Genomic DNA, 25,201 nt, shown 5'->3' with positions numbered 1-25,201 from the left:
GGCTACGACATCGGGTCACTGCCTGCCGCTCGAGCGTAGCCAACGCCGACGATGCGGGCGCTCGCGACGAGAAGGTAAGCGGCGGCCGCGGCGGCGATCAACCCCGGTGCGTCGCCGCGACGAACGGACGTGACGGCGAGCCACACCGCGAGAACGACGGCCGAGAAGCCGGCGATCCATCGGAGGAAGTACGCCGGGGCGGTCAACACGGGGAGTAACGTCTCGGCCTCGACGGCCGTTCGCAGGCGTCCGGTCGAGGCGTTCGCGGCGACCGCGGCCGGGTACGTGTACGCACACGCGACGAAGAAGAACAGCGACGCGGTCGACGAGACGAGCGAGAACAGTCCCGCGCCGTTCTCGAGTGCGAGCGCCGCCGGCGTCACGGTCAGCGACCGGGCCAGGAGGACGATCGACGGGACGAGGAACACGATCGACAGCGCGAGCGACTCGAGACCGGGCCGGACGACCGCCCGGACGGACGGCTGCGATCGCTGCTCGGCACCTCCGAGTACGAACGCCGTCGTCCCGAAGAGGACGACGACGCCGAGAAACGAGACGAGCGCGGGGATGAGCGCGACGATCGACGGCGAGAACGCCGCCGCGTACCGCAGCCCGATCGCGATCGCGACGACACAGACGCTACTTCTGAGCAGCGCTGCCCGTCCGAACGTATCACTAACTGGGTACCGAAGCGCATCGGCGATCATGCCTCCCCGGCGATGGTCCTCGATCGGCCGACCGATGCCTTCTGGATCCATACGGAGCGAGTGGAACGGTCGGGGCAAAAGCGACGTGGTCTCTTGGAGCCAGAGTTCGCCGGGCCTCGAACCGGACTCGAGACCGTCTTGACTCCGCCGATCAGGTGAAGTCCACCGATAGCCCGACGTCGTCTCGAGCGCGTTTGCGCAGGGCCACCTGCAGATGCTCCCGGCTGGTTTCGTGGACGGCACGCGCGTCCTCGAGGTCGATATCGTAGATCGTCGGCGTCCCCCAGCTGAACGTCCGCGAGCTGGCGGTGTCGACGGCCAGCGACGCCAGCCCGAGCCGCCGCTGGAAGACCGACCGCTGCGTCGAGACCGTCTGGATCCGGTAGTAAGGGATCACGGTCGTCCGCCGGTTCCAGAACCCGGTCCGGATCACGAGGTGGTCCTCGCCGACGAAGTAGCCCAGATGGACGTACTTCAGGTGCGCCGCGGGCGGCACCGCCGCGAAGACGACCGCGGCGAGATACCAGCGCTCGAGGGTGTAGACCTGCGCAAGTCCGAACGCGATCGCGACGATGACGGCAGCGACGACGGAGTAGCGGACGAGATAGCGCCGGCGGGCGAGCGTCGGTGGCCGCCGGAACTGCGGCGGCTCGACGCCGGTGAGGTTCTCGGCGAAGCGGCGGATTCGGGCCGTCTCGGCGAGGGGAACGGCCGACTGGCTGCCGCCGCTGCTCTCGGGGCCGTAGCCGGCGGTCTCGACCCAGAGGCCGGCGTAGCCGAGCAGTCGCTGGAGGGGGTTGTCGGTGATCGTCACCGCCTGAATCTTGTCGGCGGGGATCGACCCGCTGTAGCGCTGGAACAGGCCGCGTTCGTAGACGAAGTCCTCGTCGGCCCGCCCCAACTGGAAGTCGTAGTACGCGATGAACGTGTAGCCGGCGTTGAGGACGTACGTGACCGCGATCCCGTTGATCATCGAGATCAGCGTCAGGATGCCGTAACTGCCGACGGAGCCGCTATCGAGGTCCGCCGGGCCGCCGAACGGCCGGGCGACGGCGACGAGGAAGTCGAGGATGGGTCCGCTCGCGAAGGCAAAGATGAAGAGAAGCCCTGCAGCGGCGGCCGGCCGAAACGACGAGAGCGAGTACAACAGGAGTTCCCGCGGCTCGAGGGCGAACAACCGCTGTCGTCGGGTACGGGCGGGCTGGGTCTCCTCGCGGGTCCGGTCCGCGGACGGCGTCCGTCCGGACTCGGACGCTGAATCCGGCGTGTCGTCGGCACGAGCCGCCTCATCGGGAGACGGCTCGCTATCGGTACCGGTGTCAGTGCCAGTGCCAGCGCCGGTCTCGGCCTCGGCCGAATCCGTCTCGCGCCGGCGCTGTTTCACGGCGGCGGTTCGGCGCCGAATATCGCGTTGCAGTCGGTTCGCTTCCGCCTCGCTGACGAATCTGAGCGTCGCCTCGGTCTCGCCGCCGCCGGCGGTCTCGATCGAGACGACGGCGAGTCCGAGCACCCGCTGGAGAACGCCCTGTGCGACGTCGACGTTCTGGATGCGACCGTAGGGGATCTCGCGGGACCGCTGGGAGAGCACGCCAGACGTCACGTCGAAGGTGTCCGCGGTGACCCCGTAGGTGAATCGATAGTAGTACGCGAGGCCGTAGCCGATACCGGCGACGAGGCCGATCGGGACCAGCGTTAACAGCGCATCGCTGTCGATGCCGAGCACGCTGGAACCGAGACCCGTGAGGAGGACCGGAATCGAGAACCCGGTCAACCCACGCTGAAGCGCCATCGACACCGCGCTGAGCGGATGTAAGCGATTCATATCAGACGGCATCCTCGGCCTCGCTCTCGACGGCCAGTTCGCGGAGCGTGTTCTGCAGGCTCCGGGCGCGGTCCGGCGTCAGCCCCGGAATCCGAACGTCGGCGTTTCGGGACCCGGCCGTGTAGACGACGACGCTCGAGAGGCCGAGCACGCGCTCGACGGGACCGAACTGGGTGTCGACGTGCTGGACTCGCACGAACGGGACCGCGGTCTCGACGAAGGTAACGACGCCCCGCTCGAGGTAGAGGGCGTCGTCCTGGAGTTCGAACTGCCAGACCTGATAGAGCCGGACGGCGTAGACGATGCCGAGAACGAACGCGACTGCGACGACCGCGGCGATCGCCGCCGGCGGCACGGAGATCGAGACCGGAAGCACGGTGGGGAGCCACTGGTCGAGAACGACGAGGGCGACGGCGAGAACGGCCGCGGCGAGCGCGCCGCGGGCGATCCAGAGCAGTCGGATGCGGGGATGCAGCGATTCCATATCCGATACATGTCAAGACTGATGGATAAAGCTACGGTTCCGGGGACACGCCGCGAGTCTCGCAGGTATCGGCTCGCCGACGGCGAGTCTCGAGCGCCGGTCAGTCGTCAGCGGGGACCGTGAGCACGGGGACCGACACCGATTTGCGGACCCGCTCGGTGACGCTCGTCGGCGAGAGAAATCGGCGGAGACCGGTCCGATTCGGTTCGCCCAGAACGACGAGATCCACGTCATTGTGTCTCGCGTACCGGACGATTTCCTCGACGGGGTCGCCGTATCGGAGCCGTTTCGTGACCGACACGTCGGTTTCGGCGGCCGCGTCGCCGACCGCATCCAGCGCCGCCTCGGCGCTGTCTTCCCGGCGTTCGACCACCATATCCCATCGGTCGACGGACGCGTTCATCGGGACGACCGACAGCGTCTCGACGCGCCCGTCGTGGCGGGCGGCCTCCGCGACGGCGACCGCCCCGACCGCGTCGTCGGTGTCGCCGTCGGTCGCGACGAGAACGCGGTCGAAAGTCTCCGCGCCGGTGGACTGTGCATCTGCAACCGCAAGACCGCTACTCGAGGTCGATTCGTTCGGTTCTCTCGAGGACGATGCCATTACGTCGTCGTACCGGGCGGAGAACGATATATCTGTCCAGAAAAGTATGCATGCCGGATCAGAATTTCATTCCTCGCGTTCGAATCGCTCCGTGAAGTCGCTGCACGGCGTGAAACGAGTCCGCGGGGTCGGGATTCCTTCCCCGCGGAACCCGGCCGGACGCGGCTATTCGGCCTCGAGGTCGTCGTACTCCTCGGGGGTGTACGTCGACAGCTCGAGGGCGTGGATATCGGTGGTCATGTGATCGCCCAAGGCGTCGTAGACCTCTTGGTGTTGCTGGACCAGCGGCAGGTCCTCGAAGACTGGCGAGACGACCGTCGCGGCGAGGTGGTCCTCGTCATGTTCGTCGCGTGCGTGCGTGACCGTGGCGTCGGCGTCCTCGAGGTTCGACTCGATGATCTCCTCGACGTCGGCTGGCTTCATAGGGGAGCGTTGGTCGCTCGCGGCAAAAGCGCCGCGGTCGCGGTCGGTGGCGACCCGGTTCAGAACGGCACGTCGTCGGGCACGTCGCGTCCCGACGATCCGCCGGCCATCCCGTCGAATCCGGTGCTGACGTCGACGTAGTCGATCGGATCGATCTCGGCGGGCAGCCGCTGCTGGATCGCCTGGGTCGTCATTGAACTGACGCCGCAGCCGCTACAGGCCCCGGACAGGGCGATCGAAATGCGCCCCTCCTCGAGGTCGACCTCGGTGATCGCGGACTCGCCGCCGTGGGCCTCGATCTGGGGGAAGTTCCGGCGGAGGAACAGCGATACGTCTTCCCGGACGGCGTCCTCGGCCGACTGCTCCGGCTCGGACTGGCTCATGGGTGAGACAAAGAACTGAAGCGATAAATACTGTCGGGCGAACCGAATCACACCTCGTTCACACGTCCCGTACGACCCGCAACCGAGACGATCACGTCCGTCCGCGGCCGCGATGGCGGCGGCTTTATGCCCGCTCGCGACGCCGTCGCCGCTATGTCACTGGCAGCCGAGACGCGACGGGCGGTCGACCGCCGCCCCTTCCTCCGGACCGCCCTGCGGGCCGGCGTCGTCAACTACACCGCCGCCGCTCGCACCCTCGCGGTCGACGGCGAGACCGACGCCATCGCGACGGCGCTCCGGCGGTACGCCGACGAGTTACCGGCCTACGAGACCGAGTCGCGAGAGGTTCGCGTTCGAATGGAAAGCGGAATCGGGCCGCTCGAGGGCGAGACGGACGACGCGGACACGGACGGAGCCGGCGCGGGCGGCGAGTCCGACGACCCGCTCCTCCGCGTCGGCGGGACGGCCTTCGGTCCCTGCGACGGCGATCGGACCGCGATCGTCGCCGCCGGCGAGGTCGATACCGCGGCGCTCGCCGACGTGATGGCGCGGCTTTCGATCGCGGACATTTCCCCGACCGCGGCGGGCGTCGCCGACGGAACGCTGGTGGTCGTCGTCGACCGACTCGAGGGTGCGAACGCGCTTCGGACGGTCGAAGACGCACTCGAGCGAGTCGACGCTGAGAGGGCGTGACGACGTCCCAGTTCAGTCCTCGCTGCTATCGGAGACTTCACTGAACTCCCACTCGCGGCAGCGGAGTTCCTCGATGCCGTGCTCGAGGACGGCATCACCGAGTGGCTGGCAGTTCACGTCTCCGATCGATGCCAGTCCGGTTCGTCGACGAGCCGAACGGTGCCGCGGTCTGCATCGTGGGCGATCGTCCCCGCGTCCTCGAGCCGCGGCAAATCGACGTGGACGAGTCGAACCCGGAGCGGCGTGCGGTCGAGCGGTTCCTCGTCGTCGCTCGCCAGCGCATCGACGAGTCGGTCGACGGTCGCGCGGTCGGCTCGAGACTCGAGGTGTGCGACGAGCCGGTGTCGGCGCTGCATCGATTCCCACTGGATTCTGGTCGGGGTGGTACCGTCGTCCGCGCGGACGGCACCGGAGACGGCGACGTCGTGTTCCATCTTTCTGGTCGTCACGTCGACCAGTACGTCAAAAGGGATTCTGACGAATGCGTCCAAACGTTCGCTCGGCTCGCGAGAATGCGCCGCGAGCGGCTCGTCCGGGTGTCATCACACCGTTTAACTTTCGCCCGGGGGAAGTGAGCGTAATGACCCTGCACGTGACGAACACGTTGACGGGCGCAAAAGAGCCGTTCGAGCCACGGGACCCCGAGAACGTTCTCCTCTACTACTGTGGCCTGACGGTCTCCGATCCGCCGCATCTGGGCCACGCGCGGTCGTGGGTCCACGTCGACGTTATGCACCGCTGGCTCGAGCACCTCGGCTACGACGTGCGTCACGTCGAGAACTTCACCGACATCAACGAGAAGATCGTCGCCCGCGTCGGCGAGGACGAGTTGGGCGAGGACGAGAGCGCGGTCGCCGAGACCTACATCCAGCGGACGATCGACGACATGCGCTCGCTGAACCTCCTGCGCGCGGAGGTCTACCCGCGGGTATCCGAACACGTCCCCGAGATCATCGACCTCGTCGAGACCCTGATCGAGAAGGGCTACGCCTACGAGTCCAACGGCTCGGTCTACTTCGACGTCACCAGCTTCGACGAGTACGGCAAGCTCTCGAATCAGGAACTCGACGAGATCGAGTCACAGGGCGATCCCGACGAGCGCACCGAAAAGCGCAATCCGGCGGACTTCGCCCTCTGGAAGGCCGGCGGCGTCGACGCCGATGCGGTCGCGGAACACCGCCACGAGGGCGTCGACCACGGCGGCGACCCGCCGGCGGGCCTGACGTGGGACTCGCCGTGGGGCGAGGGACGCCCCGGCTGGCACATCGAGTGCTCTGCGATGAGCATGACCCACCTCGACGAGACGCTGGACATCCACGTCGGCGGCCGGGATCTGGTCTTCCCCCACCACGAAAACGAGATCGCCCAGTCCGAGGCCGCGACCGACCAGCAGTTCGCAAAGTACTGGCTCCACTGCGAACTGTTCCAGATGGACGAGGAGAAGATGTCCTCGAGTCTGGGCAACTTCGTCACGGTCGAGGAGGCGATCGACCGCTGGGGGGCAAACGTCATGCGAACGTTCCTGACCGCCGGCTCCTACAACAGCAAACAGCTCTACTCCGACGAGACGATCGCCGAGGCCGAGGAGCGCTGGGACCAACTCGAGCGGGGCTACGAGGCGGCCGTCGAGGCGCTTGACTCGCCCGATGCGAGTTCGAAGGTCACGGACGAGTCGTTCCGCGACGAAATCGACGGCGCGCGCGAGGCGTTTACGACCGCGATGAACGACGACTTCAACACGCGGGAGGCCCAGTCCGCGCTGCTGTCGGTCGCGACGGCGATCAACCGCCATCTCGAAACCGAGGACGAAGGCGGCGACGGCGATGCTTCCGGGGGCTACGATTACCGCGGGCTCCGGCGGGCCGTCGAGACGCTCGAGGAACTGGGCGGCGTGCTCGGGCTCTCCTTTGCGGGCGAGACGACGGGGTCGGCGGAACTCGCCGGCGACGTCGTCGATCTCGTGCTCGAGGTTCGCGAGCGGGAACGCGAGGCCGGCAACTACGAGCGCGCCGACGAACTGCGCGACGAACTCGAGGGGCTCGGAATCGAAGTGCAGGATACGGACGACGGGTCGACGTACCGACTGCCCTCCGGCGAGTAACGGCTGTTCCCTTCCGGTCCCGATCGGCGATGACTTCGGTCGCGTCCGATCGGGTCGGTATCAGTGACGCGCAGCTGAACGGTCATCAGGGAGTGAAGACCACCGCGGCGCTTATTTCCTCGATGCTGGTCGGAGTGAGATATGGATCGACGGCAGTTCCTCGGCGCGCTCGCGGCCGGCAGTGTCGGTACGGCGGCTGGCTGCCTCAGCGGGGTCGCCGACGACGCGACGACGTTCACCGCGGCACCGGCGCGCGTCTCCGAGGACGCGGCGTCAGAAACCGGCTACGAGTATCGGGGGACGCGCAAACGCGTCGACGAGCGACAGGTCGGCGGCGAAGAGATCGAGGCGACGAGCTACCTCAGCACGTACGACCGGTCGATCGACCTGCCGTCCGGACGGTTCGGCGACGAACCGGTTCGGGCCGGCGCGTTCGGCGTGGGCACGACGCCGCAGATCAACGTCGGCGGCGAGGACTTCAACCCGATCAGCGACTTCTCGGACAGGGAGATCGCGGCCCGCATTCAGGACCACTACGAGGGTCTCGAGATCGTCCGCGCCGTCGGCGGCCGGGCGCTCGAGGCGCTGGGTGTCCGGTTCTCCCTCGAGTCCTACGAGGGGACCGCGACGCTACAGGGCGAGTTCGATATCGAGGTCGTCCTCGATATCTTCCGGCGCGAGCACGAGGACGACCACATCGTGGTCGCCGCGATCTACCCCGTCGAGGACGTGCTCCCATCGGAACAGGAGCGGATCGACACGCTGATCCGCGGCCTGCAGAGCTACGACGGCCTCGAGGTCGATATCGTCGAGAGCGACGGCTGGGACAGTTCCAGCAACTGAGCCGACTGCGTCGAGGATACCGTTTTCGCTCGCGATTTCGTAGACCTACAGCCCGATCGCGGTGGCGATCGAGAGCCCGCTCGCGAGCGCGCCGAGCAGGTAGCCGCCGATCGCGCCGCCGTTGAGCAGCGGTAGTCCGGCGTGGGCTCGCCCCTTGAGGACCATCCACATCAGGACGAGCAACCCGGCGATCGTTCCGAGCAGCGCGCCGAGTGCCGGCAGGTTGAGCGCGATTCCGGGAACTGTGAGCGTGCCGACATCGAGGAAGGCGGCCGCGCTGGCGACGAGAATCGTCGGAATGACCGCATCGCCGAGGCCGATGAACAGCGCGTCGCGCTCGAGCGCGCCCGCGTCGGGTTCGGCGGTGTCCGCGTCGGACTCGGCGGTGTTTGCGTCGGTCTCGGTTTCATCGGACTCGTCGCCGCCGTCCTCGAGGACATCGTCGGTGCTGCCGGCGGCGAGATAGGAGTACGAGAGGGTCATCGGGATCACGAGGACGACGGGAATCTTGAGGTCCATGACGCCGTCGGCGAGGTCGAGCATGTGTTCGGTGCCGTAGACGCTGATGGCGTCGTAGATCGCGAGCACCGAGAGCAAGACCAGTGCGGGGAGCAGTCCGAAACTGATCCCGAAGAGGGCGGCGGCACCGGCGCCCATCACGACCCCGGCGCTGTCGATGACGTACCACTCGGGGTACCACAGCAGCGCCGCGCCGACGGCCAGCGAGGCCGCGATCGCGAGGGCGTCCGCTGCCCCGTCCGAAACGAACGGCCCGACCAGCGACGGGACGAGTTCGGCGAAGACGTACCACGAGATCATCACGCTGACGCCGACGAGCAAGAGCCTGATGAGGTTGTCCAGATCGTACTTGAAGGCGGCGAGCATGAGCCCGGTCGCGACGAGCATGACGCCGACGTAGAGGATGCTGTTGGTCGGATCTTGGGGGTTCTCGACGGCCTGGCGCTCGGACTCGGTAAAGGGCTCGAGCAACGCGAGCGCACCGAGCTGGACGCCGAGAAACAGGAGGACCGTCACGCCGACGGCGGCGAGGATCCGGGTTCGGTCGTTCATGGCGCGGCGTTTGCACCCCGCTCCTATTGGCTTTTCCACTCCGGGTTCGTCGGAACTCGAGCGACAAATTGCCGGCCCGGGCGAGCGACTCCGGGCTACCGTTACCGTGCCATCGCGGTTCCGCGGTCCCGCGGCTACCGCGCGTACAGCGTCGACCCCACCAGCGACGGCAGGTGGACGCCGTCGTCCGGCGTCACCGCCAGATACGGTCTGGAAACGGGGCCGAAGACGTCGACGACCCGGCCGACATCCTCGAGGTTGTCGTCAAGGACCATCGTGCCGATCTCGTCGCGGAACGCGTCGGTATCGGCGTCGTCCTCGTCGGTGTCGTCCGCCCGGAGGACCGCGAGGCCCTGTGCGGTGCGGACGACGGACCCGACCCGGCGCATCAGTCCCGCATCGCGACGACGTACGCCGCGACGGCTTGCACGAGGTCGTTCTTCGTCGAGTCGTCGGCGCCGCGGACGACGACCCGGCCCCGGTCGGCCCAGTGTTCTCGGGAGTAGGACTTGTCCCGCTCGATCGTGGCGTCGTACCCGATCTGCTGGACGGCCTTCGCGATCTCGTCGACCGTCGGTTCCTCGACCGCCAGATCCTCGGACACGCGCCGTCCCTCGGCCCGCGAGAGGGCCGCATCGAGATAGGCGGGCCAGATGACGTTCTCGACCATGCGCGTTGCTGGGAGGGCCGGCGAGTAAACCCTTTTCAAAACGATACGTCGGAGTTCGCCGCGAGTTCGAACGGAAGGCGCGAAACCGGAGCCGTATCGGTCGTTGGAACTGGTGAAATCCGATCGGTTCGATGCGACCCTTCTGAAACAGCCGGTAGGTCGGTATGCACACTGTGCACCCGAAGAACTATCATCGCATATCTCTGAATTACATCAAATGGGAAACTCACTGAAATCCAAGGTGTTCACAACGAACTGGGATGCATGGAACAACAAATGGGTTCCCTTCGTAGCGACACCGTTTTTAGCCGCTCTCGGTGTGGTAATCGGCTCAGTTTTGAATGTCCACTTCGCATCATCCGAACTGGGTCAGACCCTCGTAATGGGGCTCTTTGTGGGAGTGACGATGATGACAGGATACATACTCCTTGCACTCGTTGATTAGCACCGTACAGGTCGTTTAGAGTTGAGAAATGACACCCGTAGTGACCACCCCTACCAGAGATCCCCAGTCCCGTTCGCGGCCGAGGATTTCAACAGCGCCGATTCGTTACCGGCGGCGCGCGACGATTCCACTGACGGCCAGCACCGCGACCAGCGCGGCGGCGACGCCGAAGCCGGGGATGGCGCTCTCGCCGCTCGCGTCGTCGTCAGATCCGTCGTCGCTCTCGGCACCCGCCTCGAGTTCGTCGCTCGCCTGTTCGTAGGCATCGGGGTGGACCGTCTCGACGATGTTCACGATCGCGTCGACGATCCCGGGCGCGGGCTGGCTGATCTGATTCGCGTCGATGGCGAGGACGTTGCCGTCCTGATACGCCGTCGTCGCCTGCACCGACTGGTGGACCGGCGGCTCCTCCCTGTCGTCGGGATGGATGATCCAATCGGGGTTCTCGTCGACCACTGTTTCGGCGTTGATCGTCCCGTAATCCTCGATTCCGGCGCGCTCCGCGACGTTCTCGACGCCCGCCGTCGTCATCGCTTCGTGGATGAACGTCCCCGTTCCGGCAGTGTAGCCGTCACCCATCGCGTAGTAGGCCAGCGGTCGCTCCGCGTCCTCGAGTGCGGTCTCGACGATCTCGAGTTGCTCGTCCATCCAGTCGACAGTCTCCTCGGCGCCGTCGCACTCGCCGGTGAGTTCGCCCGTCGTCAGGACGTTGTCGCGGACATCGTCGAGCGATTCGGCGTCGTCGAACTGATAGACGGTGAGGCCGGCGTTGCGGAGTTGCTCGACGTTCTGGGTCTCGGTCGCGTTGGCGGCCAAGACGAGATCGGGATCGAGATCGACCACCCGCTCGGGAACGAGCTGGTAATTGTCGGTGACGGCCGTTCGGTCGCCGAGTTCGAGATCGCTCGTCGCCGGGTTGTCGGGCATCCCGACGAGCCGGTCCTCGGCTCCGATCTCGAACACCGTCTGGGCGTCGCTCGGCTGGAGCGCCACCACCGACTCGGGCGCTTCCTCGAGCGTGATCGTCTCGCCCGTGGCGTCGGTCACCTCGAGGGGAAACTCGCAGTCGACGGTCGATTCGCCGCCGTCGTTCGACTGCCCGGCTGCGGCGGGCGCGAACGCGGAAACGGCGAGCAATACGGCCAACAGGACGGTAAGTTGTCGTCGCATCGTCCCACCCTCCACCCCACTTCAACAAATATTTGGCTGCTGCAAGCGTGCTTGTCGTGTATGTACCGACCGGCCCGCACGGCGGCGTGGTCGGCCGGACTCCTCGTCCTGCTGGTCGCCGTTACCCTCACCAGCGCCGCGCTCGGCCCGGTCAGGATCGACCTCGTAACGGTCGCGATGGCGGTACTGAACGCGGTCGTCGTCCCCGTGGGCGTGACTGCCGGCAGCACCTCGCTTCCCCTCCTCGGCGTCTCCGTTCCGGTTCCGGGACTCGAGTACGCCGCGGTCTTCTCGTTCGATGTCCCGACGACCCGCCAGATCATCGTCGCTGACATCCGGCTGCCACGCATCGCGCTCGCGGCGACGGTCGGGCTCGCACTCGCCGCCGCGGGGACGGTGATGCAGGGGTTCTTTCGGAACCCGCTCGCCGATCCGTCGATCATCGGCGTGTCGTCGGGGGCCGCCGCGGGCGCAGTGGCCGCGATCGCGTTCCCGGCGCTGATTCCGTTCGGCGGCCTCCACCTCTCCGCGTTCGTCGGCGCGCTCGGGACGGCGTTTCTCGTCTACGGGATCGCGACCGACGGCGGGCGGACGCCGGTCGCGACGCTGTTGCTCGCCGGCGTCGCGGTCCAGGCCTTTCTCGGCGCGATGATCTCCTACATGCTCGTCCACAGCGGCGACTCGCTCAGGGAGGCCGTCTTCTGGATGATGGGCCATCTCAACAACAGCCAGTGGAGCGACGTGCAGTTCGCCCTGCCGATCGCGCTGGTCGGCGTGCTGATCCTCTGTGCGTTCCGCCGGGAGCTGAACGTCCTCCTGCTCGGCGAGGAGGACGCCCACCACCTCGGGATCGAGGTCGAACGGACCAAACTCCTCCTGCTCGCGCTCGCGAGCGTCGTCACCGCCGCCGGCGTCGCGGTCGCGGGCGTCATCGGCTTCGTCGGCCTCGTCGTCCCGCACATCATGCGGCTGATCGTCGGCCCGGACCACCGAATCCTGCTGCCGACCAGCGCGCTCGCGGGGGCCTCCTTCCTCGTCGCGACCGACACCCTCGCCCGGGCGGGGCCGGCCGTCGTCCCGGTCGGAGTCATCACGGCGGCGCTCGGTGCGCCGTTCTTCCTGTTTCTCCTCACCCGCCGGGAGGTGCACTCGCTGTGAGCGACCCTAACTTCGAATCCGGGGACGGAATCACCGGCCGCGACTCGGCGACGATCAGCGTCGACGGCTGTTCGCTGTCGTTCGGCGATCTCTCAGTACTCGAGGATGTCTCCCTCGAGATCGAGCCCGGCGAGTTCGTCGGCTTCGTCGGGCCGAACGGAGCCGGGAAGACGACGCTGCTCCGGCTCATCAGCGGTGCGCTCGAGCCCGATTCGGGAACGGTCACGATAGACGGCGTCGACGTTCACGACGCGTCCTCGCGGACCTCGAGCCGGCTCGTCTCCGTCGTTCCCCAGGACACGTCGCTCTCGTTTTCGTTCCCCGTCCGGGACGTCGTCGAGATGGGGCGACACCCCCACCGCTCGCGGTTTTCCTCGCCGTCGCCCGAGGACCGCGCCGCGGTCGAGCGCGCCCTCGAGCGGACCCGCACGGCCGACCTCGCGGACCGGCCGATCGACGAGGTCAGCGGCGGCCAGCGCCAGCGGGTGGTGCTGGCGCGGGCGATCGCACAGGCGACGCCGGTCATGCTGCTCGACGAGCCGACGGCGAGCCTCGATATCAACCATCAGGTCGAGACCCTCGAGTCGGTCCGCGAACTGGTTGCGGAGGGCCGGACCGTGGTCGCGGCGATCCACGATCTGGATCTGGCGGCGCGCTACTGCGATCGGCTCGTGTTGCTCGCCGACGGCGCGGTCGCTCGGGACGGCCCCCCGTCGGCCGTAGTCACCAGCGGGGCGCTCGCGGACTCGTTCGACGCGAACGCGGTCGTGACGCCGAATCCGGTGACGGGGACCGAGACGGTGACCGCGTTCGCGACCGGCCGCGAGGCGGCGTCGCTTCCGGATCGAGTACACGTACTCGGGTCCGGTTCGGCCGCTGCCGGGGTCGTCGCCCGCCTCGAGGCCGCGGGGATCGAGGTGACCCTCGGCCCGGTCACGAGCGGCGATTCGGCGGCCGAAACGGCCCGCTCGCTCGGGATCGACGCGCTCGAACTCGAGCCGTTCGCGGCCCTCTCCCCCGCGGACCGAGCCGAAGCCGAACGGCTGGGTCGCGAGGCCGACGTGGCGGTCGCTGCGGACGTCGGTGCCGCCGGCGAGGGAATCCTCGAGCGACTCGACGGGACCTCGCCGCTCGTCGTCGTCGGGGATCGGTCGGCCGCCGATTCGTCGCGTTCGGAGTCCGCGATTCGAAACACCGCCGACCGGGAGCGGGACCGGAACTGGGACCGAAACCGAGAACGAGCGCTCGAGGCGACGCCGGAGACGGTCCTCGAGGCGGTCGCCGAAGCGGCCGCGCGGTGGCCCCAGTCGGCGTCCTCGACCGACTCGGCCGAGGACTAACGAAACCGATCCGCGGCGACGGCCGGACTGGACGGTTTTTTACCCCTCCGCCACCGAGTGGCCGCCAATGACCGAGTACGATTACGAGTCCCTCGGACTCGTCGCCGGGCTGGAGATCCACCAGCAACTCGACACGGCGACGAAGCTGTTCTGCCAGTGTCCGACCGAGCTTCGCGAGCCCGAGGAGTCGACGCGTAGCTTCACGCGCTACCTCCACCCCACCCGGAGCGAACTGGGCGAACTCGACGATGCCGCCGTCGAGGAGAGCAAGGTCGAACGCGAGTTCGAGTACCTCGCCTACGACACGACCTGCCTCGTCGAGGAGGACGACGAACCGCCCCACGAACTCGATGAAGAGGCCCTCGAGACGACCCTCGAGGTCGCCCAACTGATGGACATGAGCCCGGTCGATCAGGCCCACGTCATGCGCAAGATCGTCGTCGACGGCTCGAACACGACTGGCTTCCAGCGCTCGTCGCTGATCGCCACCGACGGCGAGATCGAGACCAGCGAAGGCACCGTCGGCATCGAGGACATGTTGCTCGAGGAGGAGAGCGCCCAGCGCGTCGAAGAGACGGACGACGGCGTGCGCTACAGCCTCGATCGGTTGGGGATCCCGCTGGTCGAGATCGGCACGAGCCCGGACATCTCGAGCCCCGAGCAGGCCCTCGAGGCGGCCGAACGGATCGGCATGCTCCTGCGTTCGACCGGGAAGGTCAAGCGCGGACTGGGGACGATCCGACAGGACGTCAACGTCTCGATCGAGGAGGGCGCTCGCGTCGAGATCAAGGGCGTCCAGAGTCTGGACGATATCGACGACATCGTGCGCAACGAGGTCGCCCGGCAGGCCGAACTCGTCGAGATTCGGGACGAACTCGCGGAGCGCGAGGCGTCGGTCGGCGACGTGCAGGACGTGACCGCGGTCTTCGAGGAGACCCAGAGCGGCGTCATCGGCGGCGCGCTCAGTTCGGGTGGTTCCGTGATGGCGGTCCCGCTCTACGGCTTCGACGGCATCGTCGGCCGCGAGATCGCCCCCGACCGCCGGCTCGGCACCGAACTCTCGGACCACGCGAAGCGCCACGGCGCGGGCGGGATCTTCCACACCGACGAACTGCCTGCGTACGGGGTCACGGAGGAGGAGGTCGCGGCCCTGCGTGATGCGGTCGGCGCAGGTTCCGAGGACGCCGTCGCGATCGTCGCTGCCGACACCGAGATCGCAGAGTCGGCCATCGAGGCCGCCGCGGAGCGGGCCGAGACCGCACTCGAGGGCGTTCCCGAGGAGACCCGCGGCGCGAACGACGACGGGACGACGCGGTACCTGCGGCCGCTGCCCGGCGCGGCGCGGATGTACCCTGAGACGGACGTGCCGCCTGTCGAACCGGACCCGAGCGAGGTGCCCGAACCCGAACTGCTGACCGAGAAGGTCGACCGCTATCAGGACGAGTACGACCTCGGCGAGGGGCTGGCCGAGCAGGTCGCCTACGGCGAGTACATGCCGCTGTTCGAGGACGTCGTCGCCGACGGGATCGACCCGACGCTCGCGGCCTCGACGCTCGAGTCGACGCTGACCGAACTGCGCCGGGACGACGTGCCCGTCGCGAATCTGACTCGAGACCACCTCGAGGGCGTCCTCCGCATGGTCGAGGACGGCGACCTCCCCAACGAGGGCGTGCCGGATCTGCTCACGGTGCTCGCCGAGGAGCCGGAACAGACGGCCGAGGAGGCGGCCGAAGACGCCGGACTCGGCGGCGCCGACGAGGACGAGGTCCGGGAGGCGATCGCCGAAGTCGTGGACCGAAACGAGAGTCAGGTCGAAGAAGAGGGCATGCAGGCCTTTTCGGGGCTCATGGGCGAGTGCATGGGCGCGCTGCGCGGGAAGGCCGACGGCGACCTCGTGAGCGAACTCCTGCGCGAAGAAATTCAGAAGCGAGCGTAACGCCGGTCGTGCTCGAGCTACGTCCCGTTTTTCACTCGTCGGTCAGCTCCTCGAGCAGCGTCGGCAACTCGTAGCTCTGGAGCGCGTCGCGTTCCTCGACCGCCGAGATGACGAACGTCGAGTCCGTTCGCTCGACGCCCTCGAGTTGCTCGAACTCGGCGATCAGCCGCTCGACCATCCCGCTATCGCTCAGTCGCGCGATGACGATGAAATCCGTCTCGCCCATCGTGAAGTAGACGTTCGTGACGCCCTCGACGGTCAGCAGCCGGTCCGCGAACTCCTCGTAGGAGCCCTGATAGTCGGCGTGGATCTCGACCAGCACGGTGACGCCGAGGCCGAGTTCCTCGAGGTCGATATCGTAGCGGTCGTTCTCGATGATTCCCTCCTCGCGAAGGTTGTTGAGCCGGTAGTGGATCGTCGAGATCGGGATACCGGTCGCCTCGTGGAGCCGTTCGGGACTCCCCGTCTCGCGTTCGGCGATCGCCTTGAGCAGGCGCACGTCGCGGTCGTCCATACCGGAGGGGACGACCGCGGCACACATATGTTTGCCGACCGATGTAATTGGATATTTCTACAAAACTCATGGTGTCTATAGAGCGGTATTCGAAACACATCCATATGTGTGATTTTCAATTCGGCAAACCGCGGCCTCTCGTAGAAGGGTCTAAATACAGCCATCAGTTTCGAACGGAGTATGACAATGTTGCGTTCAGTGCCAGACGGGTACCGCGAAGCGGTGCTCTTTTCGATACTGGCACTCTGTTGGGGAAGTTCGTTCGTCGCGATCGAGATCGGCCTCGAGTACGTCCCGCCGCTGTTGTTCGCCGGCGCTCGGTACGCGATCGCAGGCGCGATCGTCTTCGGGTACGCGGCCGTCGCGAGCGATCGGCTCCGGCCGGTCGGACGGGCGGAGTGGGCGGCCGTCGCCATCGCCGGCGTGTTCGTCATCGCGCTCTACCACGGCCTCCTGTATCTCGGCGAGTTGTACGTCTCGGGGGCGGTTGCGGCGACCATCGTCAGCACGGCCCCGATACTGACGGCGGCGTTCGCCGGCGTCTTGCTCCCGGAGGAGCGGCTGGCTCCCGCCGGCGTCGCGGGCTTCGTGCTCGGACTGGTCGGCGTGATCGCCGTCGTCCAGCCCACCTCGGTCGGGCTCGAAAGCAACATCGCCGTCGGTGCCGTCCTGGTGTTCAGTTCGGCGGTCGCGTTCGCCCTCGGAGGCGTCCTCGTTCGGCCGCTCGACTCGGCGCTGCCGATCGAGACGCTGCAGGCGTGGGCGATGCTCATCGGCGCCGGCGTCTTGCTGGGCTGGTCGGTCCTCCGCGGAGAGTCGGTCGCGTCTGTCGAACTGACCGGCGAGATGCTGCTCTCCTTTGGCTATCTGACGCTCGTCTCCGGCGCGTTCGCGTTCTTCCTCTACTTCGAACTGCTCGAGCAAACCGGGGCGACGCAGGTCGTCCTCGTCAGCTACGCCGAGCCGGTGGTGGCGATGGGCGTGAGCTGGGTCGCCTTGGGCTACCTCGTCGATTCGCTCACTCTCGTCGGCCTGCTGACGATTCTCGCGGGGTTCGTCGTCATCAAACGCACCGCGCTTCGCTCCCTGCTTCGCTCGGTGCTCGAGGGACACTCGAGCGCGATGTCGTGATCACGGCTCCGGCCGGTCTCGTCCGACAGAAGCCGACGGCATCACTGCTGTCGTTCGATTCCCGATCGTTCCGGACAGTCACGCCGACCTGCTACAGCCCAGATCTGCGTCGTCGAAAACATTTATGCGGATACACATTGCCGACTCACGTGACCGATGACTGCAACGAGAGACACCGACTCGGCGGAGCTTACGGCGGTCTGTCACGTGCGCGCGCCGCTACTGCTCGAGCCGGTCGACCGGCAGATCGAGACCCTGCAGGCCTGCGAATCCGAAGGGGCGATCGACGAGCTGCTGCTCCGGAGTTGGCCGAAGGAGGTCGCGCTGTCTGAGGAAAGTCCCCATCAGGAAGTCCTCGCGAACTACGAGCGGTTCCTGCAGTGGGCCGACGAGCGAGGCGTGACGGTTCGCCCGCCGTTCCGGGAGCGCTCGACGACCTCGCAGGTCACCGGGACGACCCGGGAGATGCTCGTGACGCCGCTTGTGTGTCTCGAACTCTACGCCGACGACGAACTGGTCGGCGTCTTCCCCCACTCCGACGAGGCGACCGAGGAGACCCACACCACCGACGAGGCGATCGCGACGCTTCGAACCGGCGAGATCCCGACGCCGTTCGGCTCCGTCGACGAGACGGACGCGGACCTCGAGTCGGCGACCTCGAGCACCTGCCCCGACTGCGGCGGGTCCCTGATCGACGGGCAGGGGCTGTTCACCTGCGGGGACTGCGGGTGGGCCGGGACCGTCACCGAAACCGGGCGGTACGAGTCACAGTCAGAACAGTCGGAACAGGAGCGCGAGCAGTCGGTCGCCGAACCGCGATCGCGATAGACGAACGCGGCGGTGTGCGAACGTGCCGGCCTGTGACAGGTCACAACGATTCTTCCGCGGCTACTCTCGAGCGAACTCCCCGCCGTACTCGGCGTCGATTTCGACCGTCGATCCGGTCGTGACGAAGTCGACGGTTTTCGCCTCCGTTCCGAGCGCCGACTCGAGGCGCGCTTCGTCGACGCTGGCCTCGCTGCTGTAGGTGACGACGGCGCTCGCGGTCGCGGCCGCATCGGTGCCGGTCACCGCGAGTTGCTGGTGGATACCGAAGGCACCTTCGACGGCTCCGAATTCGAACTGGAGACTCTCCTCGTCGGTCGCTTGGTCGCTCGAGAGGGTTTCCGAAGCGAATTCGTCGCTGTCGGTGTACAGACAGCACGCGATCCCGCCGTTCTCGCCGGCCCGGAGCAACCGCTCGAACTTCCCGTCTGCCTCGTGTTTCGGCTCCTGGTCGCCGGCGGCCGTCGCGACCGTTCGCTCGACGGCCGCGACCGGATCGAAGTCGGCGTCGCTGCCGTTCGGATACGAGTACGCGTAGACGTCGTCCGCGACCCCGACGACCTCGTCGCTCTCGTCGTCGGTGTAGACCGCATACGCGTCCGCCTCGGCCGCGACGGAGTAGCTCGCGCTCTCGAGGTCGGTCGCGAGGCCGTCGCGGGCGTACGAGCCGACGAACGCGTACACACCGTCGGCGTAGACGAACTGCTCCTCGCCGTCGGGCGTTTCGTTGTTGTCGAGGTAGGCGTCCCGGCCGGTCGAGGAACTGAGTTGCTGAATCGCGAACGAGCAGAGGAGCGCGACGACGACCGGATTCCCGACGAGCGGGTCCGTCGGCTCCTCGCCAGCTTCGGCACCCTCGTCCTCGAGCAGGGTGTTCATCGTCCCGACGTCGATCGCGCCGTAGAAGTAGGCGGCGCGATCGTTCGTCGGCAGCATCGAGGCGTACGGCGGGAGGTCGCCGTCGATCGTCTCGTTCGAGCCGTCGTCCTCGTCGGTCGCTCCGTTGCCGTTCCCGTCGGACGTCTCCGAACAGCCGGCGAGGAGTGCCATCCCACCGCCCAGCAGACTCAACGCTTTCCGTCGGCGAAATTCAGTCATCCTGTGGTGGTGCTTACTGCGACCGTATTACTGTACTGGCCGCCGAGAGCGGCTGTCTTGAGCGGTTTGACAGGTTTCGGTCCCAGTCAGTCCTCGGCCGGGCGTTCGGTCGCCCGCCGGAGGAGCCCCAGCATCGTGTTCGCCTCGCGCTCGGTCAGATCGGCCCGGCCGAACACCCGGCGGAGCATCCGCATCGTCTTGTCGCGCTTCTCCTCCGGGCGGTTGATCTCCTCGAGGAGTGCCGCCCACTGGTCGTAGAGCCGATCGACGGTGGGCTCGGGGGCCCGGACGCGCTCGAGGTCGGGCAGCTGCGTGTCGTCGTCCCCGAGGGCGAGCGATCGGAGTTCGTAGAGCGTGATCGTCGCAGCCTGCCCGAGATTGAGGACGGGGTATTCGGCGTTCGCGGGAATCGAGCAGATCTCGTCGATTCGCGAGAGTTCCTCGTTCGTCAGTCCGACCCGTTCGCGGCCGAAGACGAGCGCGGTCGGTGCCTCGACGGTCGGCAGCCGGTCGGCCAGATCGGCGGGCGTCGAGTAGGGGAATCGAACGTGGCCGTGGTCGTCCTCGTTGGTCACCGCGGTACAGCCGATCGTGTGGTAGTTCTCGGCGAGGTGGTCGAAACTGATCTCCGTGGCGTTCGGGAGAATATCCTCTCGAGCGTGGCCCGCGTAGCCGTAGGCCTCGCCGTCGGGATCGAGCTCCGGCGGATCGACGAGCAGGAGGTCCTCGAAGCCGAAGTTCTTCATCGCGCGGGCGATCGTTCCGACGTTACCGGGCGACTGGGCGTCGACGATGGCGACAGCCGGCGGCGTTCGATCCGCGGGACGCCCGGTATCCGACGTGTCGTCACTCATCAGTCTGTGGCGTGCGGGACGAATCCGCGTCCGATTGTTCGATGCCGGTTCGACTTTGGCTTTGATTCCGACTCCGCCTTCGGAGATGACGGTTCCCTCCGACGGAGACGGTGTGACGATGTGCGTTCATAGCCGGAGTACCGAGCGGGAACGCAAAAAGGAGCGCGTTCGATTCCCGATCTATCGACTGTTCATGCTAGAGTCTATCTTACTATACTTGTTGTACTTGTTTTGTTGTTCTTGTTTTCTCACTAGTGAGCACTAGTAACTAGATTCTAGAAGTTATTGTCTACAGAGAGATAGGTATGGAGGGTGGAAAATACGTACCCGCTGTTAGAACAAACTTATACCGGTATATCCGGACTATTGCCCGAGTCGTAATCGCTACGCGACACATGAGAGAGGGACACACCTCCCTCGCGTTTGTAAGTCGAATAATGTGTGGCGGTATTGTTTCGGAACACACCGTTGTCGCGGCTGTAAAATCGTCCTGAAATCGGCATCAATCGCCGGATATCTCCGGATAACTCGTCCCCATCCCCACGTTCTCGCCGTTACAAACGCGACGGGGGTGGGTGTCCCCTGCGGGACCGGCGGATCGTTCGCTCGCTCCGTTCTCGAGTCGACATCTCGTTGAACCCGCGGATAACTGTCCTCGCGCATACCGCGGGAAGCTGCTCCCGGGATCGGGGCTATGAGGGCCATCACCGACCGCATACCGCGATAATTACATCCGCGACGGGGGTGTCCGTCTCCGATCGCGCCCGGATCCACGGTTAGAAGCGCGAGGGAGGCGCTGGAACTGCATATGAGTCATGCCGCCGCTGTACCCCACTCGAGTCGCTGAGACGGGTGGTTTACACCCGCGATCGATCCCCACATCTTTATTTCAATCCAGTTGGAAGGAGGCGGGTACTGCAATGTCCGCCAACGACGATCGAGACCCGCTCTTTCGGTACGACGATCCGGTTTTCGCCGACGAGCGCCTGCTCGAGATCACGCACCTGCCCGGCCCGGATCGGATCGTCGGTCGCGACGAGCAGATGCAACGGGTTGCGGACGCCCTGAATCCGGCGATCTTCGGGAGCGAGCCCAACCACCTGTTCATCTTCGGCAAGACCGGCACCGGCAAATCACTCATCTCGCGGTCGGTGACACAGCGAGTGATCACCGAGGCCGGCCACGACGATATCACGGTCAAGTACGCCTTCATCGACTGCGGCGAGCAGAACACCGAGGCGTCCATCGTCAAGACGATCGCCCAGATCGTCAACGAACCCGACGCGAGCGGGGTCACCGTTCCCGACCGCGGCCTGGGCACCGGCGACTACTACAAACGCCTCTGGCAGGCCGTCGACCACTGCACCGACGTCACCATCGTCATCTTAGACGAGATCGACATGCTCGAGGACGACGAGGTCCTCCGCAAACTCTCCCGTGCGGGCGAGAACCGACGCATTTCGGACTCGAGTATCGGTATCATCGGTATCTCGAACAAGATCGACTTCCCCGATCATCTCTCCGAGCGGGTCAAATCGAGCCTCTCGCGGGACGAACTCGTCTTCTCGCCGTACGACGCGAACCAGCTCGTCGAAATTCTCGAGAAGCGCCGCGACGCCTTCCACGACGGGGTGCTCTCCGACGATGTGATTCCGCTCACGGCCGCACTGGCCGCCCAGGAACACGGCGACGCGCGCAAGGCGATCGATATCCTCCGGAACGCGGGGCGCATCGCGAAGAAGCGAAACGATACGCGGGTCACGGCGGACCACGTCCGCGACGCCAAGGAGAAGACCGAGGCCGACCGGTTCAACGAGTTGATCGAGGGCTCGCCACAGCAGGCCAAGGCGATCCTCTACTCGCTGACGCTGCTGACCGAGAACAGCTCGGAGAAGGAGTTCCCGACGAAGATCATCTACAACCAGTACAAGGAGGTCGCCAGCCGACTCGACTTCGATGTGCTTTCCGAACGGCGAGTACAGGAAATTCTGCAGGAACAGAACTTCCTCAACGTGATCCAGTCGGAACGCGAGGGCCGCGGTCGCGGCCGCGGTGCACACGCGAAACACCGCCTGCTCGAGAACCCCTCGATCGTCAGGAAGGTGCTCCTGCGGGACTCGCGACTGGCCGTGCTCGAGGACGAGGACGGGGACTAACGGTTCGATCGGCTCGCTTGCCGACCGCTCGTTTCGATTCTCTCTCGCTTCTTTCAACTCCCACCCGTTGTGTTTCTGCCCGGTCGTTCCGAAAATCGTCTCAGATCGAACGGCACATTTGGACACAATAATACGAACGTTCGACTATCTCGAAGAGAGTGAAATTTTATAACTACCTCTCTCGACGTGAGACTATAAACTGATGTCGAACTTCGTGAAAGAGCTACAATCGGCAGCGATGGAGATGCCGGGGGAGACGGCGGTAGAGTGCGAGGAGCCGATGACGTTTTCGCAACTCTGGTCCGCGACGGACTCGTTCGCGGGCGGCCTTCAGGATAGAGAGATCACGACCGGGGACAGGGTTGCGGTTCATACGTCCGATCCGCGCTCGTTTCTCATCGCGGTTTACGGAACGCTCAGAGCCGGCTGCGTTCCCGTGACGCTCCCCGCGTGCTACGAGAACAGGGCGGTCAGACGGGTCCTGAGCGAGACAGAGGCGAAGGCGCTCGTCACGGACTCGAGTCCGATCATGTCGCTGTTGACCAGTAGCGAGGCGCTACGCGTCGCCGTCACCGTCGATACCGACACCCGGATGGGCGTCTCGCTCTCGTCGCTGCTCGAGGACGGGAGCATGAACGGCTCGAACTCGCGGACCGGAATCGACGTGGTGCGTCGGCCGGACGACGCGCCCGGGTCAATCGCGTACATCGACCGGGACGACGCGGCGTACGGAGGCCGGGCCGACAAGGAGCCGCTCGCCGTCGTCCACACGCACGCGACGCTGGCCGCCGCCGCGACGGCCGGGGCGTCGCTCCGCCGAGAGGTTACTGACAGCGCTGATGGCGACCGTGAGTCCCACTGCAGCGGACTCCCGCTTTCGAACCCGATCGAATTCATGTACGGAGCGAACGCGACGCTCGCCGACGGCGGACGTTACCACCCGATCGCGGAGCCGGATTCGGAGACGATTCGCTCGCTGATCGTGACGGCCGATATCGATCGGACCTTCCTCACCCCAGAGCAGTACCGCGACCTCCGGGCGAGCGACCTCTCGACCGAGGAGTACGACCTCACCGTCGTCGAGTCGACGCCAACCGCCATCGGCGGACAGTCCGGCGATACCGGCGACGCCGACCGGCTCTTCGGGCTTCCGGAGACCGGTCTCACCCACCGTAGAACGCCGGACGATATCGAGTCCGGGACGATCGGAACACCGCTTTCAGACGTTCGAGCGCGAGTCCTCGAGCGCGCCGACGGCGACGAACTCGCGGTCGCCGGCCCGGCGCTCATGGACGGCTACTTCGAGCGACCGGCCCTGACTGACGAGGCGACCGAGACGCTCGACGAGGCTCACTGGATTGCGACCGGCGTCCCGGTGCAGTCCCGGAACGACGAGATCGTCCTCGCAACGGAATCGGACGCCGCTCGAGCCGCGTCGACGCGGTGACCGTCGCTCCGTCGCGAGGGTGAGCCCGCTGCGAGGCGAGACCGGTTCGCCGGAACCGCGGTGCCTTTTTGTCTCGCTTCCTCACTCGGGGTATGAACAGCGTCGACGCCGCCGGACTGGGGATCGGTGACGACCACCCGCCCCGGATCATGGGCGTCCTGAACGTCAGCGAGGAGTCGCCCTACGATCCGAGCGTCTACGACGACCCCGGCGAGGCGGCACGGTACGTCGACGAGTCCCTGATCGGCGAGGGTGCCGACATCGTCGACGTCGGCCTCGAGTCGGCGAACAAGCGGTTCGACGTGCTCTCGGCCGAGGAGGAACTCGAGCGGCTCCACGTCGCGCTCGAAACCATCGAGAGCGTCTCCGGCGATGCCATCTTCTCGATCGAGACGCGCTACGCCGAGGTGGCCGACGAGGCGCTCTCGCAGGGGTTCGACATGGTCAACGACATCTGCGGCTTCGCCGACCCCGAGATGCCGACCGTCTGTGAGGACCACGATGTCGCAGTCGCGAAGATGGCGAGCCCGCCGGACCTCGAGCGGCCGGGTGCCGTCGAGGAGACCGACTGGGCAGAGCGGAAGTCCCCGGAGTGGGCGTCGCAGGCAGGGTACGTAGAGCAGGTCTACGAGGCGCTCAAGCAAAACGGACTGACGGACAAGACGATCGTCGATCCGGCCTTCGGCGGCTGGAGCGAGGCCCAGACCCTCGAGGACGACCGCGAGACCTTCCGCCGACTGCGGGAGTTCCGCGCGCTCGAGCGGCCGATGCTGGTCTCGATCAACCGGAAGAACTTCCTCGGCGAGATCGCGGGCCGCGAGACCGACGAGCGGCTGCCGGTCAGTCTCGCGGCGACCTCGATGGCCGTCGAGCGCGGCGCACACGTCATTCGGACCCACGACGTGGCCGAGACCCGGGACGCTGCGCTGATCGGGAACGCCTTTTCCGAGCGTGCGAGCGTCGCTACCGACGGGGTCGCGGTCTCGCAACTGGACGTTCACTCGACCCGCGAGTTCCGGGCACAGCTCAGAGAGCGCGGTGTCGATCCCGCGTTCGCCGACGACTGGCGGACCCAACTGCTCGAGATCGAGGGCCTCGATCCCGATGCGAGCGAGCGGCTGATCGCGGTCGCAGCGGAGCACGGCGCGGATGTCCAACGTGCGTCTGACGCTGGACTCCTCCTCATGGGATCGACGACGAGTATTTCCGACGTATCAGAACGTCTCGAAGACGAAAGCGGCCGCCTTAGCGATATCGGAGCGAAGCTGTCAAAGCTGCTGCGTTAAGAGAAAGCTTATGCCGGATGCTTCGAAAGGTGGGAGTGGA

25 protein-coding genes and 1 pseudogene are annotated in these 25,201 nt (G+C 66.4%); 12 read left to right on the top strand and 14 right to left on the bottom strand.

Annotated features, from left to right (window positions below; all coding sequences use genetic code 11):
• Positions 1 to 2: 2 nt before the first annotated feature.
• From ACT4ML_RS17330 to ACT4ML_RS17305, 6 genes are all read right to left on the bottom strand, one after another.
• The gene (locus tag ACT4ML_RS17330; RefSeq protein WP_444721989.1) at positions 3 to 758 is read right to left on the bottom strand and encodes a hypothetical protein; all 756 of its coding nucleotides are present in this window, start codon (positions 756 to 758) and stop codon (positions 3 to 5) included.
• 100 nt (positions 759 to 858) lie between these two features.
• Positions 859 to 2,529: a PH domain-containing protein gene (locus ACT4ML_RS17325; RefSeq protein WP_444721988.1), complete on the bottom strand. Its 1,671-nt coding sequence runs from the start codon at positions 2,527 to 2,529 to the stop codon at positions 859 to 861.
• 1 nt (position 2,530) lies between these two features.
• Positions 2,531 to 3,013, bottom strand: a complete 483-nt coding sequence (locus ACT4ML_RS17320) for a PH domain-containing protein (protein ID WP_444721987.1) — start codon at positions 3,011 to 3,013, stop codon at positions 2,531 to 2,533.
• Positions 3,014 to 3,113: 100 nt separating this feature from the next.
• A complete protein-coding gene (locus ACT4ML_RS17315) occupies positions 3,114 to 3,617 on the bottom strand; it encodes a universal stress protein (RefSeq protein WP_444721986.1) in 504 nt (167 codons plus the stop codon).
• A gap of 165 nt (positions 3,618 to 3,782) precedes the next feature.
• Positions 3,783 to 4,040 (bottom strand): BolA family protein, encoded by a 258-nt coding sequence (locus ACT4ML_RS17310; protein ID WP_138245251.1) that lies wholly within the window; start codon positions 4,038 to 4,040, stop codon positions 3,783 to 3,785.
• Positions 4,041 to 4,099: 59 nt separating this feature from the next.
• Entirely contained in the window at positions 4,100 to 4,423 is a 324-nt protein-coding gene (locus ACT4ML_RS17305) for a NifU family protein (protein WP_006430125.1), read from the bottom strand.
• 153 nt (positions 4,424 to 4,576) lie between these two features.
• Between ACT4ML_RS17305 and ACT4ML_RS17300 the strand changes: the two genes are divergently transcribed.
• Positions 4,577 to 5,116 carry a DUF7523 family protein gene (locus ACT4ML_RS17300; RefSeq protein ID WP_444721985.1) on the top strand — a complete coding sequence of 180 codons (540 nt, stop codon included), beginning with the start codon at positions 4,577 to 4,579 and terminating at the stop codon, positions 5,114 to 5,116.
• A gap of 113 nt (positions 5,117 to 5,229) precedes the next feature.
• Here the strand turns inward: ACT4ML_RS17300 and ACT4ML_RS17295 are convergent, their stop codons facing one another.
• Positions 5,230 to 5,550: a DUF7344 domain-containing protein gene (locus tag ACT4ML_RS17295; protein ID WP_444721984.1), complete on the bottom strand. Its 321-nt coding sequence runs from the start codon at positions 5,548 to 5,550 to the stop codon at positions 5,230 to 5,232.
• A gap of 146 nt (positions 5,551 to 5,696) precedes the next feature.
• Here ACT4ML_RS17295 and cysS point away from each other — a divergent pair, with 146 nt between their 5' ends.
• On the top strand, positions 5,697 to 7,217 hold the full coding sequence (gene cysS, locus ACT4ML_RS17290) for a cysteine--tRNA ligase (protein ID WP_444721983.1): 1,521 nt from the start codon (positions 5,697 to 5,699) through the stop codon (positions 7,215 to 7,217).
• 141 nt (positions 7,218 to 7,358) lie between these two features.
• On the top strand, positions 7,359 to 8,060 hold the full coding sequence (locus tag ACT4ML_RS17285; RefSeq protein ID WP_444721982.1) for a DUF6517 family protein: 702 nt from the start codon (positions 7,359 to 7,361) through the stop codon (positions 8,058 to 8,060).
• Positions 8,061 to 8,105: 45 nt separating this feature from the next.
• Here the strand turns inward: ACT4ML_RS17285 and ACT4ML_RS17280 are convergent, their stop codons facing one another.
• The 3 genes from ACT4ML_RS17280 to srp19 all read right to left on the bottom strand — a co-directional run bounded on the left by ACT4ML_RS17280 (position 8,106) and on the right by srp19 (position 9,801).
• Positions 8,106 to 9,131 carry a presenilin family intramembrane aspartyl protease PSH gene (locus ACT4ML_RS17280; RefSeq protein ID WP_444721981.1) on the bottom strand — a complete coding sequence of 342 codons (1,026 nt, stop codon included), beginning with the start codon at positions 9,129 to 9,131 and terminating at the stop codon, positions 8,106 to 8,108.
• A 134-nt stretch (positions 9,132 to 9,265) separates the two neighbouring features.
• Complete coding sequence (locus ACT4ML_RS17275; protein WP_444721980.1) at positions 9,266 to 9,520, bottom strand: H/ACA ribonucleoprotein complex subunit GAR1; 255 nt, start codon at positions 9,518 to 9,520, stop codon at positions 9,266 to 9,268.
• Positions 9,520 to 9,801 carry a signal recognition particle subunit SRP19 gene (srp19, locus tag ACT4ML_RS17270; RefSeq protein ID WP_138245242.1) on the bottom strand — a complete coding sequence of 94 codons (282 nt, stop codon included), beginning with the start codon at positions 9,799 to 9,801 and terminating at the stop codon, positions 9,520 to 9,522. The genes ACT4ML_RS17275 and srp19 overlap by 1 nt, the downstream gene beginning before the upstream one ends.
• A gap of 217 nt (positions 9,802 to 10,018) precedes the next feature.
• Between srp19 and ACT4ML_RS17265 the strand changes: the two genes are divergently transcribed.
• Positions 10,019 to 10,246 (top strand): hypothetical protein, encoded by a 228-nt coding sequence (locus tag ACT4ML_RS17265; RefSeq protein ID WP_444721979.1) that lies wholly within the window; start codon positions 10,019 to 10,021, stop codon positions 10,244 to 10,246.
• A 105-nt stretch (positions 10,247 to 10,351) separates the two neighbouring features.
• On the opposite strand, the gene ACT4ML_RS17260 is transcribed toward ACT4ML_RS17265, so the two are convergent.
• Positions 10,352 to 11,416 (bottom strand): PGF-CTERM-anchored ABC transporter substrate-binding protein, encoded by a 1,065-nt coding sequence (locus ACT4ML_RS17260; RefSeq protein ID WP_444721978.1) that lies wholly within the window; start codon positions 11,414 to 11,416, stop codon positions 10,352 to 10,354.
• Positions 11,417 to 11,476: 60 nt separating this feature from the next.
• On the opposite strand from ACT4ML_RS17260, the gene btuC reads away from it, so the two are divergent.
• The 3 genes and pseudogenes from btuC to gatE all read left to right on the top strand — a co-directional run bounded on the left by btuC (position 11,477) and on the right by gatE (position 15,850).
• Positions 11,477 to 12,574 carry a vitamin B12 ABC transporter permease BtuC gene (gene btuC, locus ACT4ML_RS17255; protein ID WP_444721977.1) on the top strand — a complete coding sequence of 366 codons (1,098 nt, stop codon included), beginning with the start codon at positions 11,477 to 11,479 and terminating at the stop codon, positions 12,572 to 12,574.
• Positions 12,575 to 12,684: 110 nt separating this feature from the next.
• Positions 12,685 to 13,914: pseudogene (locus ACT4ML_RS17250) on the top strand (ATP-binding cassette domain-containing protein); the annotation flags it as partial.
• A gap of 67 nt (positions 13,915 to 13,981) precedes the next feature.
• Entirely contained in the window at positions 13,982 to 15,850 is a 1,869-nt protein-coding gene (gene gatE, locus ACT4ML_RS17245) for a Glu-tRNA(Gln) amidotransferase subunit GatE (protein ID WP_444721976.1), read from the top strand.
• Between the two features lie 31 nt (positions 15,851 to 15,881).
• Here the strand turns inward: gatE and ACT4ML_RS17240 are convergent, their stop codons facing one another.
• Positions 15,882 to 16,364 (bottom strand): Lrp/AsnC family transcriptional regulator, encoded by a 483-nt coding sequence (locus tag ACT4ML_RS17240; RefSeq protein ID WP_444721975.1) that lies wholly within the window; start codon positions 16,362 to 16,364, stop codon positions 15,882 to 15,884.
• A gap of 180 nt (positions 16,365 to 16,544) precedes the next feature.
• Between ACT4ML_RS17240 and ACT4ML_RS17235 the strand changes: the two genes are divergently transcribed.
• Positions 16,545 to 17,495 (top strand): DMT family transporter, encoded by a 951-nt coding sequence (locus tag ACT4ML_RS17235; protein ID WP_444721974.1) that lies wholly within the window; start codon positions 16,545 to 16,547, stop codon positions 17,493 to 17,495.
• A gap of 156 nt (positions 17,496 to 17,651) precedes the next feature.
• Positions 17,652 to 18,323: an HTH domain-containing protein gene (locus ACT4ML_RS17230; RefSeq protein ID WP_444721973.1), complete on the top strand. Its 672-nt coding sequence runs from the start codon at positions 17,652 to 17,654 to the stop codon at positions 18,321 to 18,323.
• A gap of 60 nt (positions 18,324 to 18,383) precedes the next feature.
• On the opposite strand, the gene ACT4ML_RS17225 is transcribed toward ACT4ML_RS17230, so the two are convergent.
• Together ACT4ML_RS17225 and ACT4ML_RS17220 are read right to left on the bottom strand one after the other, a co-directional pair.
• A complete protein-coding gene (locus ACT4ML_RS17225; RefSeq protein WP_444721972.1) occupies positions 18,384 to 19,418 on the bottom strand; it encodes a hypothetical protein in 1,035 nt (344 codons plus the stop codon).
• 86 nt (positions 19,419 to 19,504) lie between these two features.
• Positions 19,505 to 20,272, bottom strand: coding sequence for an RNA methyltransferase (locus tag ACT4ML_RS17220; RefSeq protein ID WP_444721971.1), 768 nt, complete (start codon positions 20,270 to 20,272; stop codon positions 19,505 to 19,507).
• Positions 20,273 to 21,192: 920 nt separating this feature from the next.
• Between ACT4ML_RS17220 and ACT4ML_RS17215 the strand changes: the two genes are divergently transcribed.
• The 3 genes from ACT4ML_RS17215 to folP all read left to right on the top strand — a co-directional run bounded on the left by ACT4ML_RS17215 (position 21,193) and on the right by folP (position 25,161).
• On the top strand, positions 21,193 to 22,428 hold the full coding sequence (locus ACT4ML_RS17215) for a Cdc6/Cdc18 family protein (RefSeq protein ID WP_138245232.1): 1,236 nt from the start codon (positions 21,193 to 21,195) through the stop codon (positions 22,426 to 22,428).
• Between the two features lie 202 nt (positions 22,429 to 22,630).
• Complete coding sequence (locus ACT4ML_RS17210) at positions 22,631 to 23,875, top strand: AMP-binding protein (RefSeq protein ID WP_444721970.1); 1,245 nt, start codon at positions 22,631 to 22,633, stop codon at positions 23,873 to 23,875.
• A 92-nt stretch (positions 23,876 to 23,967) separates the two neighbouring features.
• The gene (folP, locus tag ACT4ML_RS17205) at positions 23,968 to 25,161 is read left to right on the top strand and encodes a dihydropteroate synthase (protein WP_444721969.1); all 1,194 of its coding nucleotides are present in this window, start codon (positions 23,968 to 23,970) and stop codon (positions 25,159 to 25,161) included.
• Positions 25,162 to 25,201: the final 40 nt, after the last annotated feature.

It is taken from the genome of Natrinema sp. LN54, from assembly GCF_052439245.1.
GTDB lineage: Archaea > Halobacteriota > Halobacteria > Halobacteriales > Natrialbaceae > Natrinema > Natrinema versiforme_A.
The sequence above is the reverse complement of the archived record's forward strand: the minus strand, read 5'-3'. Positions and strand labels throughout refer to the sequence as shown.

What these genes read in the sequence shown, in the direction of transcription:
- srp19 (WP_138245242.1), bottom strand. Translation starts at nt 9,801, where the DNA reads ATGGTCGAGAACGTCATCTGGCCCGCCTATCTCGATGCGGCCCTCTCG.
- ACT4ML_RS17315 (WP_444721986.1), bottom strand. Translation starts at nt 3,617, where the DNA reads ATGGCATCGTCCTCGAGAGAACCGAACGAATCGACCTCGAGTAGCGGT.
- ACT4ML_RS17300 (WP_444721985.1), top strand. Translation starts at nt 4,577, where the DNA reads ATGTCACTGGCAGCCGAGACGCGACGGGCGGTCGACCGCCGCCCCTTC.
- ACT4ML_RS17275 (WP_444721980.1), bottom strand. Translation starts at nt 9,520, where the DNA reads ATGCGCCGGGTCGGGTCCGTCGTCCGCACCGCACAGGGCCTCGCGGTC.
- ACT4ML_RS17230 (WP_444721973.1), top strand. Translation starts at nt 17,652, where the DNA reads ATGACTGCAACGAGAGACACCGACTCGGCGGAGCTTACGGCGGTCTGT.
- ACT4ML_RS17310 (WP_138245251.1), bottom strand. Translation starts at nt 4,040, where the DNA reads ATGAAGCCAGCCGACGTCGAGGAGATCATCGAGTCGAACCTCGAGGAC.
- ACT4ML_RS17330 (WP_444721989.1), bottom strand. Translation starts at nt 758, where the DNA reads ATGGATCCAGAAGGCATCGGTCGGCCGATCGAGGACCATCGCCGGGGA.
- ACT4ML_RS17260 (WP_444721978.1), bottom strand. Translation starts at nt 11,416, where the DNA reads ATGCGACGACAACTTACCGTCCTGTTGGCCGTATTGCTCGCCGTTTCC.
- ACT4ML_RS17225 (WP_444721972.1), bottom strand. Translation starts at nt 19,418, where the DNA reads ATGACTGAATTTCGCCGACGGAAAGCGTTGAGTCTGCTGGGCGGTGGG.
- ACT4ML_RS17280 (WP_444721981.1), bottom strand. Translation starts at nt 9,131, where the DNA reads ATGAACGACCGAACCCGGATCCTCGCCGCCGTCGGCGTGACGGTCCTC.
- ACT4ML_RS17240 (WP_444721975.1), bottom strand. Translation starts at nt 16,364, where the DNA reads ATGGACGACCGCGACGTGCGCCTGCTCAAGGCGATCGCCGAACGCGAG.
- ACT4ML_RS17235 (WP_444721974.1), top strand. Translation starts at nt 16,545, where the DNA reads ATGACAATGTTGCGTTCAGTGCCAGACGGGTACCGCGAAGCGGTGCTC.
- ACT4ML_RS17325 (WP_444721988.1), bottom strand. Translation starts at nt 2,529, where the DNA reads ATGAATCGCTTACATCCGCTCAGCGCGGTGTCGATGGCGCTTCAGCGT.
- btuC (WP_444721977.1), top strand. Translation starts at nt 11,477, where the DNA reads ATGTACCGACCGGCCCGCACGGCGGCGTGGTCGGCCGGACTCCTCGTC.
- ACT4ML_RS17215 (WP_138245232.1), top strand. Translation starts at nt 21,193, where the DNA reads ATGTCCGCCAACGACGATCGAGACCCGCTCTTTCGGTACGACGATCCG.
- ACT4ML_RS17305 (WP_006430125.1), bottom strand. Translation starts at nt 4,423, where the DNA reads ATGAGCCAGTCCGAGCCGGAGCAGTCGGCCGAGGACGCCGTCCGGGAA.
- ACT4ML_RS17295 (WP_444721984.1), bottom strand. Translation starts at nt 5,550, where the DNA reads ATGGAACACGACGTCGCCGTCTCCGGTGCCGTCCGCGCGGACGACGGT.
- ACT4ML_RS17210 (WP_444721970.1), top strand. Translation starts at nt 22,631, where the DNA reads ATGTCGAACTTCGTGAAAGAGCTACAATCGGCAGCGATGGAGATGCCG.
- folP (WP_444721969.1), top strand. Translation starts at nt 23,968, where the DNA reads ATGAACAGCGTCGACGCCGCCGGACTGGGGATCGGTGACGACCACCCG.
- gatE (WP_444721976.1), top strand. Translation starts at nt 13,982, where the DNA reads ATGACCGAGTACGATTACGAGTCCCTCGGACTCGTCGCCGGGCTGGAG.
- ACT4ML_RS17285 (WP_444721982.1), top strand. Translation starts at nt 7,359, where the DNA reads ATGGATCGACGGCAGTTCCTCGGCGCGCTCGCGGCCGGCAGTGTCGGT.
- ACT4ML_RS17265 (WP_444721979.1), top strand. Translation starts at nt 10,019, where the DNA reads ATGGGAAACTCACTGAAATCCAAGGTGTTCACAACGAACTGGGATGCA.
- ACT4ML_RS17320 (WP_444721987.1), bottom strand. Translation starts at nt 3,013, where the DNA reads ATGGAATCGCTGCATCCCCGCATCCGACTGCTCTGGATCGCCCGCGGC.
- cysS (WP_444721983.1), top strand. Translation starts at nt 5,697, where the DNA reads ATGACCCTGCACGTGACGAACACGTTGACGGGCGCAAAAGAGCCGTTC.
- ACT4ML_RS17220 (WP_444721971.1), bottom strand. Translation starts at nt 20,272, where the DNA reads ATGAGTGACGACACGTCGGATACCGGGCGTCCCGCGGATCGAACGCCG.